6 protein-coding genes and 1 pseudogene are annotated in these 7,524 nt (G+C 64.7%); 5 read left to right on the plus strand and 2 right to left on the minus strand.

Annotated features, from left to right (window positions below; all coding sequences use genetic code 11):
• Nucleotides 1–330: pseudogene (locus RWT78_RS26265) on the minus strand (hypothetical protein); the annotation flags it as partial.
• 35 nt (nt 331–365) lie between these two features.
• The gene (hemW, locus tag RWT78_RS26270) at nt 366–1,592 is read right to left on the minus strand and encodes a radical SAM family heme chaperone HemW (RefSeq protein ID WP_314681953.1); all 1,227 of its coding nucleotides are present in this window, start codon (nt 1,590–1,592) and stop codon (nt 366–368) included.
• Nucleotides 1,593–2,094: 502 nt separating this feature from the next.
• On the opposite strand from hemW, the gene RWT78_RS26275 reads away from it, so the two are divergent.
• The 5 genes from RWT78_RS26275 to RWT78_RS26295 are packed head-to-tail and all read left to right on the plus strand — an operon-like array spanning nt 2,095 to nt 7,513.
• Nucleotides 2,095–3,825 carry a nitrite/sulfite reductase gene (locus RWT78_RS26275; protein WP_007731056.1) on the plus strand — a complete coding sequence of 577 codons (1,731 nt, stop codon included), beginning with the start codon at nt 2,095–2,097 and terminating at the stop codon, nt 3,823–3,825.
• Complete coding sequence (locus RWT78_RS26280; protein WP_003944488.1) at nt 3,822–4,535, plus strand: phosphoadenylyl-sulfate reductase; 714 nt, start codon at nt 3,822–3,824, stop codon at nt 4,533–4,535. The genes RWT78_RS26275 and RWT78_RS26280 overlap by 4 nt, the downstream gene beginning before the upstream one ends.
• Nucleotides 4,532–5,467 carry a sulfate adenylyltransferase subunit CysD gene (cysD, locus tag RWT78_RS26285; protein WP_007731054.1) on the plus strand — a complete coding sequence of 312 codons (936 nt, stop codon included), beginning with the start codon at nt 4,532–4,534 and terminating at the stop codon, nt 5,465–5,467. The genes RWT78_RS26280 and cysD overlap by 4 nt, the downstream gene beginning before the upstream one ends.
• A complete protein-coding gene (locus RWT78_RS26290) occupies nt 5,467–6,753 on the plus strand; it encodes a sulfate adenylyltransferase subunit 1 (RefSeq protein ID WP_020969973.1) in 1,287 nt (428 codons plus the stop codon). Before cysD ends, RWT78_RS26290 begins: the two co-directional genes overlap by 1 nt.
• Nucleotides 6,754–6,757: 4 nt before the next feature.
• Entirely contained in the window at nt 6,758–7,513 is a 756-nt protein-coding gene (locus RWT78_RS26295) for a sirohydrochlorin chelatase (protein ID WP_054826417.1), read from the plus strand.
• Nucleotides 7,514–7,524 lie beyond the last annotated feature (11 nt).

The raw sequence follows: 7,524 nt of genomic DNA on the forward strand, positions 1-7,524 counted from the left end.
CACCGCGCTGACGTAGACCGGATCACAGCATGCGTCGTACACCCACCGCTCGCCCAGCACCGAATGATCCATGGTTGCGATCAGTGCGGCGTCCGCCCCGGCCAGCGGAGCACCTCGATAAGTGAGCGGGACCTGAAGAATTCGACCGTCGGCAGAGCGCATCAGGTGCGTCTCGATTCCGACCTCACCGTCCGGGTCGTCGAAACGATAGGCGTCGACGCGTTCGAGCGTCGAACAGTCGACCGACCCGAGCCACGGCTGCTTGGGCACCCACGCTCGGAGCAGGTCATTCTTGGACGGATTCAGCTGCGCGCGATGAATGATGGCCACCACGGCCACATTACGCGGCGAAGGATAGTGGCGCGTCAGGTCAGGATCGTGCGAATCACCGCATCGGCGAGCAGGCGACCACGGTCGGTGAGAACCACGTGATCGTTCTCGATCACGGCCAACCCGTCGACTACCACCTGTTCGGCCGAAAGGCGTTCGGATGCAGACAGTTCCGACAACGGAAGTCCCGTACGCAACCGTGCGGTCAGCATGACGCGCTCCACGTGTTCGTCCTCGGCGGTCAGTTCTTCGCTGCCGCCGACGGGAAGTTCGCCGAGCGCCAACTGTTCCGCGTACCGCGCCGGGTGCTTGACGTTCCACCACCGCACTCCGCCGACGTGGCTGTGCGCGCCCGGACCGGCACCCCACCAGTCACCGCCGTCCCAGTAGCCGAGGTTGTGACGGCACCGGGTGTCACCGGAGTCCGCGGTTTCCGCCTTTGCCCAGTTGGAGACCTCGTACCACCGCAAGCCTGCCTCGGACAGGCGTGAATCGATTCGTTCGTACCGCGAGGCCAGCACGTCGTCGTCCGGGGCGGGCAGCTCGCCGCGCCTGACCTTGCGAGCCATGGCGGTGCCGTCCTCGACGATCAACGCGTAGGCCGAGACGTGATCGACATCGGCGGAGAGGACCGCATCGAGTGAGGCGTCCAGGTCTTGATCGCGCTCCCCCGGGGTTCCATAGATCAAATCGAGATTCACGTGCGAAAAACCAGCTGCGCGAGCCTCTTTCGCGGCAGCGACGGCGCGACCGGGGGTGTGCGTGCGGTCGAGGATCTTCAGAACGTGCTGGGCGGCCGACTGCATGCCGAGGGAAATTCGGGTGAATCCAGCGCTGCGGAGAGCACCGAAGAACTCCGGCGACGTCGATTCGGGGTTCGATTCCGTGGTCACTTCGGCGCCGGACGCCAGGCCGAAGCTGCTCCGCACCGCCGACAGCACGTCGGCCAATCCGTCACCACCGAGCAGCGACGGCGTTCCACCGCCCACGAACACGGTCTCCGCCGCCGGGGCGCCCGTCATCTCGGCCGCGAGATCGAGTTCGCGCCGCAGACCTTCCAACCACGATTGCGGCGAGGCGGAAGTTCCGAGCTCTCCGGCCGTGTAGGTGTTGAAATCGCAGTACCCACACCTGGTGGCACAGAACGGGACGTGGATGTAGATCCCGAACGGCCGTTTCCCGACACCCTCGAGCGATCGCGCGGGCAAGGCGAAGGGCGTCGCCTCGCTCTGTCGAGTGGGAGTCGTGCTGGTGGCATTCACGCCTCCAGTGTCCCAGCATCCGGAACGCACACCTATTCAGCCTACGATGCAGGTCGGCGCGTGGCTTGAACTCGATATTTCCCCCGTTTTTCGTGGAAATACGCACCCGAGTCGGAATTATCGAGTTGACGTGGCACAATGGTCCGCATGACCGGACTCGGAGTGCGACTTGTGGCGCGTCGCCATGTCGACTTCAAGCGTGTGTGCAGCTCGTCGTGTCTGCACCTGTGTAGCTGTTGATCTTTCACTGATCTTCCAGCCTTTCCCGCTCATCTCCATCTGCTTCACCGAAACACTCTCTGCAGAGACATGCCTTTTCAGGGACGCAGCTTCTCCAGCTGTTCGTTTTCGTGAGCACACCTGCCGGCCGCGAGCTTTCCGAGACCGAGGACAGCCCCCTCGATTTCCGACACGGACCGGTGCGTCCCGATCAGACACCGCCACAGTTCATCGATAGTGCGTGCCGCGTGCCGATCAACCGCCCAGATCCAGGAGTTCATCGATGACGTCGACCACCGACGCCGCCACACCCGCCGATTCGGCAGCAGCTGCCGAAGCCCGGCCTGCACGCGCTGCGCGTCCCGCCAAGCGTCGCGCCGAAGGTCAGTGGGCCCTCGGTTACCGCGAGCCGCTCAACGCCAACGAGCAGGCCAAGAAGGACGACAACCCGCTCAACGTTCGGGCCCGCATCGAGAACATCTACTCCAAGCAGGGCTTCGACAGCATCGACAAGGGCGACCTTCGCGGCCGCTTCCGCTGGTGGGGTCTCTACACCCAGCGCGAAGAAGGCTACGACGGCACCTTCACCGGCGACGAGAACATCGACCTGCTCGAGGCCAAGTACTTCATGATGCGCGTGCGTTGCGACGCCGGCGCTCTCAACGTCGAGCAGCTGCGCACCATCGCCGGCATCTCGAAGGAATTCGGCCGGAACACCGCCGACCTGTCCGACCGCGAAAACGTCCAGTTCCACTGGATCGAGGTCGAGAACGTTCCGGAGATCTGGAAGCGCCTCGAAGCCGTCGGACTCAAGACCACCGAAGCGTGCGGTGACTGCCCCCGCGTCGTCCTCGGTTCTCCCCTGGCCGGCGAATCGCTCGACGAGGTCCTCGATCCCACCCCGGCGATCGACGAGATCGTGCGCCGCTACATCGGCGACCCCAAGTACTCCAACCTGCCGCGCAAGTTCAAGACCGCCATCTCCGGCCAGCAGGACGTCGTTCACGAGATCAACGACATCGCCTTCATCGGCGTGAACCACCCCGAGCACGGCCCGGGCCTCGACCTCTGGGTCGGCGGCGGACTGTCCACCAACCCCATGCTGGCGCAGCGCGTCGGCGCCTGGATTCCGCTCGACGAGGTCCCCGATGTCTGGGAGGGCGTCGTCTCGATCTTCCGTGACTACGGCTACCGCCGTCTGCGCGCGAAGGCCAGGCTCAAGTTCCTCGTCAAGGACTGGGGTATCGAGAAGTTCCGCGAGGTTCTCGAGACCGAGTACCTCGAGCGCCCGCTCATCGACGGCCCCGCGCCCGAGAAGCCCAAGCGCCCGATCGATCACGTCGGCATCCAGAAGACCCGCAACGGCCACAACGCAGTCGGTTTCGCTCCGATCGCCGGCCGCGTCTCGGGAGACATCCTGGCTCAGGTCGCCGACGCCGCGGAGAAGGCCGGCAGCGACCGGATCCGCTTCACTCCGTACCAGAAGCTGATCATCCTCGACGTCGCCGACGAGACGCTCGAGCCGCTCATCGCCGATCTCGACGCGCTGGGCCTTCCCGCCCGACCGTCACACTGGCGCAAGAACCTGATGGCCTGCTCCGGCATCGAGTTCTGCAAGCTCTCGTTCGCCGAGACCCGCAAGCGTTCGCAGGTGCTCGTGCCCGAACTCGAGCAGCGTCTCGCCGACATCAACAGCCAGCTCGACGTGCCGATCACCATCAACATCAACGGTTGCCCCAACTCCTGCGCTCGCTCGCAGATCGCCGACATCGGCTTCAAGGGCCAGCTCGTCGACGACGGTGAGGGGAATCAAGTCGAGGGTTTCCAGGTTCACCTGGGAGGCAGCCTCGGATTCGACAGCGCCTTCGGACGCAAGCTGCGCCAGCACAAGGTCACCAGCGTCGAGATGGGTGACTACATCGACCGCGTCGTACGTCAGTTCGTCAAGAACCGCAACGAAGGTGAACGGTTCGCCGAATGGGCAGTGCGCGCAGACGAAGGAGATTTGCGATGACAGTGGACATTTCGCGAGCAACTGCCGACGAGCTTCGGTCCATCGCCGAGCGCGGTGCAGTAGAACTCGACGGAGCCGGCGCGCAGGAACTGTTGCAGTGGACCGAGGACACGTTCGGTGACTCGTACATCGTGGCGTCGAACATGCAGGACGGGGTGTTGGTTCACCTTGCCGCACAGGTGCATCCGGGCGTCGACGTCCTCTTCCTCGACACCGGCTACCACTTCCCCGAAACCATCGGCACGCGTGACGCGGTCGAGCAGGTGTACGGCGTCAACGTCATCAACGCTCGTGCTTTGGCAAGCGTCGCCGAGCAGGATGTCGCCGAGGGCAAGGATCTGTTCGCCCGTGATCCCAACCGCTGCTGCGCACTACGCAAAGTCGCGCCGCTCAAGCAGACACTGTCCGGGTACAGCGCGTGGGTGACCGGCATCCGCCGCGTCGAAGCGCCCACCCGCGCCAACGCTCCCCTGATCTCCTTCGACGAAGCCTTCGGACTCGTGAAGATCAACCCGATCGCTCCCTGGTCGGACGAGGAGATGCAGAACTACATCGACACCAATTCCATCCTCGTCAATCCCCTTGTCGACGAGGGATATCCGTCCATCGGCTGCGCACCCTGCACCAGCAAGCCAGCCCCCGGCAGCGATCCGCGTAGCGGTCGTTGGGCCGGTGCCTCCAAGACAGAATGCGGGTTGCACGCATCATGACAGTTGACTTGACACCTTCACGGCCTCAGCTCGACGGCACACAGTTCGATACTCTCGACGCCCTCGAGTCCGAAGCGATCCACATCTTCCGAGAGGTGGCCGGCGAATTCGAACGCCCGGTCATTCTCTTCTCGGGCGGTAAGGACTCCACCGTGCTGCTGCACCTGGCGATCAAGGCATTCTGGCCTGCGCCGTTGCCGTTCACCCTGCTGCATGTCGACACCGGCCACAACCTGCAGGAAGTCCTCGACTTCCGCGACCACGTGGTGGCCAAGTACAACCTGCGCCTGCACGTGGCCAGCGTCGAGGAGTACATCGCGGACGGCCGCCTCACCGAGCGTCCCGACGGTATCCGCAATCCTCTGCAGACCGTGCCGTTGCTGGACGCGATCTCGGAGAACCGCTTCGACGCCGTCTTCGGTGGCGCTCGCCGCGACGAGGAGCGCGCCCGCGCCAAGGAGCGGATCTTCTCACTGCGCAACGCTTTCGGCCAGTGGGATCCCAAGAAGCAGCGCCCGGAGCTGTGGAACCTGTACAACGGTCGCCACTCCCCCGGCGAGCAGGTGCGCGTCTTCCCGCTCAGCAACTTCACCGAACTGGACATCTGGCGCTACATCGCTCGCGACAACGTCGAACTCGCCAGCATCTACTACGCCCACCAGCGTCCGGTGTACCAGCGCGACGGCATGTGGATGACCCCCGGAGTCTGGGGTGGGCCGGCTGACGGCGAAGAGCTGCAGACCCTTTCGGTGCGATACCGCACCGTCGGCGACGGTTCGACCACCGGTGCTGTTCTCTCCGATGCGGCTGACAACGAAGCGATCCTCGCCGAGGTTGCGGCATCACGTTTGACCGAGCGCGGCGCGACCCGTGGCGACGACCGAGTTTCCGAAGCGGCCATGGAAGACCGCAAGCGAGAGGGCTACTTCTGATGAGCGATCTGCTCAGACTGGCAACTGCCGGCAGCGTCGACGACGGAAAGTCCACCCTCGTGGGCCGCCTGTTGTACGACACGAAATCCGTTCTCGCCGACCAGATCGACGCCGTGACCCGTGCGTCGGTGGACCGCGGTCTCGACACCCCTGACCTCTCGCTCCTGGTGGACGGACTGCGCGCCGAGCGTGAGCAGGGCATCACCATCGACGTGGCGTACCGCTACTTCGCGACCCCCAAGCGCACCTTCGTGCTCGCCGATACACCGGGCCACGTGCAGTACACCCGCAACACTGTCTCCGGTGCCTCGACGGCTCAGCTCGTGATCCTGCTGGTCGATGCTCGCAAGGGCGTCATCGCGCAGACTCGCAGGCACGCAGCGGTTCTCGCGTTGCTCGGTGTCCCGAAGCTCGTTCTCGCCGTGAACAAGATCGACCTCGTCGAGAACCCCGAAGAGGTCTTCACCTCGATCTCCGCCGAGTTCAACGAACTCACCAGCTCACTTGGCTGGGCAAGCGAAGACGTCGTCGAGATCCCGGTGTCGGCACTGCACGGTGACAACGTCGCCATCCGCTCCGACAAGACCCCGTACTACACCGGCCCCACGCTGATCGAGCACCTCGAGTCGATTCCGGTCGACGCCGAGCCACATCGCGTCGGTCTGCGTTTCCCGGTGCAGTACGTGATCCGCCCCCGCACCGCAGAGTTCCTCGACTACCGCGGCTACGCCGGTCAGGTCGCTGCAGGTTCCGTCGTGCCCGGCGACGAAGTGGTGATCCTGCCCTCGGGTACGCGCACCACCGTCACACGTATCGACACGGCCGACGGCGAACTGGACGTCGCCCACGCCGGACGCAGCGTCACGCTGATCCTGGCCGACGACGTCGACGTCTCTCGCGGCGACACCATCGCATCGCCGTCCGACGCACCCGAGCCGATCGGCGAATTCGACGCCACTGTCTGCTGGCTGGCCGAGAAGTCGCTGCGCCCCGGTGCACGTCTGCTGCTCAAGCACGGCACGCGAACGACGCAGGCCATCGTGGGCAGCTTGGTGGAGCGATTCAACGAGCAGGACCTCACCACGGATCAGGGCCCGGACACTCTCGAGCTCAACGAGATCGGCAAGATCTCCATCCGGGTGGCCGAGCCGATCGTGGCTGACGACTACGCCGTCAACCGCCACACCGGCAGCTTCCTGCTGATCGATCCCGCTGGTGGAAACACTCTCGCAGCCGGCCTGGTGGGCGACGTCATTTCCGCTGTCGAATTGGGCGAGCGCGTCTAAGTCGATGGTTCCGCTCATCGCTGTTGCGCACGGCAGCCGTGACCCCCGTTCTGCTCGGGTGATCGCGGCTGCTGTGGCAGCTCTTCGTGAAGTCCGGCCAGACCTCGATGTCCGGCTGGCGTTCCTCGACCTCAATGCACCGTCCATCGATCAGGTCCTGGACGGAGTTGCACACGACGGCCACACTCACGCCGTTGTTGTTCCGATGCTGCTGGGCAATGCCTTCCACGCCCGGGTAGATCTGCCCGGACTCTTGGCCGCTGCCGCGACACGCCACCCCCAGTTGACCGTGTTCCAAGCAGACGTACTGGGTCGCGATGCTCGGCTGATCGAGGCAGTACGCGAGCGAATTCTCGAAGCGGGTGCCCGCCCGGACGATCCGTCGGTCGGTGTCGCTCTTGCGGCAGTCGGCTCGTCCGACGCGCGCGCCAATGCCGCGACCGCAGAATTGGCGTCCACTCTCCTCGGCGGAACCAACTGGTCGGGCGTTCGAATCTGTTTCGCGACATCCGCGGAACCGACAGTTACCCAGGCGATCTCCGCACTCGAGCAGGACGGCGCCGAACGTGTTGTCGTCGCACCGTGGTTCTTGGCTCCCGGCCTACTGACCGATCGACTCAGCGCTGCCGCAGCAACTGCATGTCCGCGCGCGCGTTTCGCCGACACGATCGGTGGGCACTCTCTACTGATCGAAACGATGATCGACCGTTACCGACAAGTCGCTGATGCACTACCCGACCGTCTGGTCCGCTCCGCCTGATCCGGTTTCAC

Origin of the sequence: uncultured Rhodococcus sp. (assembly GCF_963525155.1) — a bacterium.
GTDB classification, from domain to species: Bacteria; Actinomycetota; Actinomycetes; order Mycobacteriales; family Mycobacteriaceae; genus Rhodococcus_F; species Rhodococcus_F qingshengii.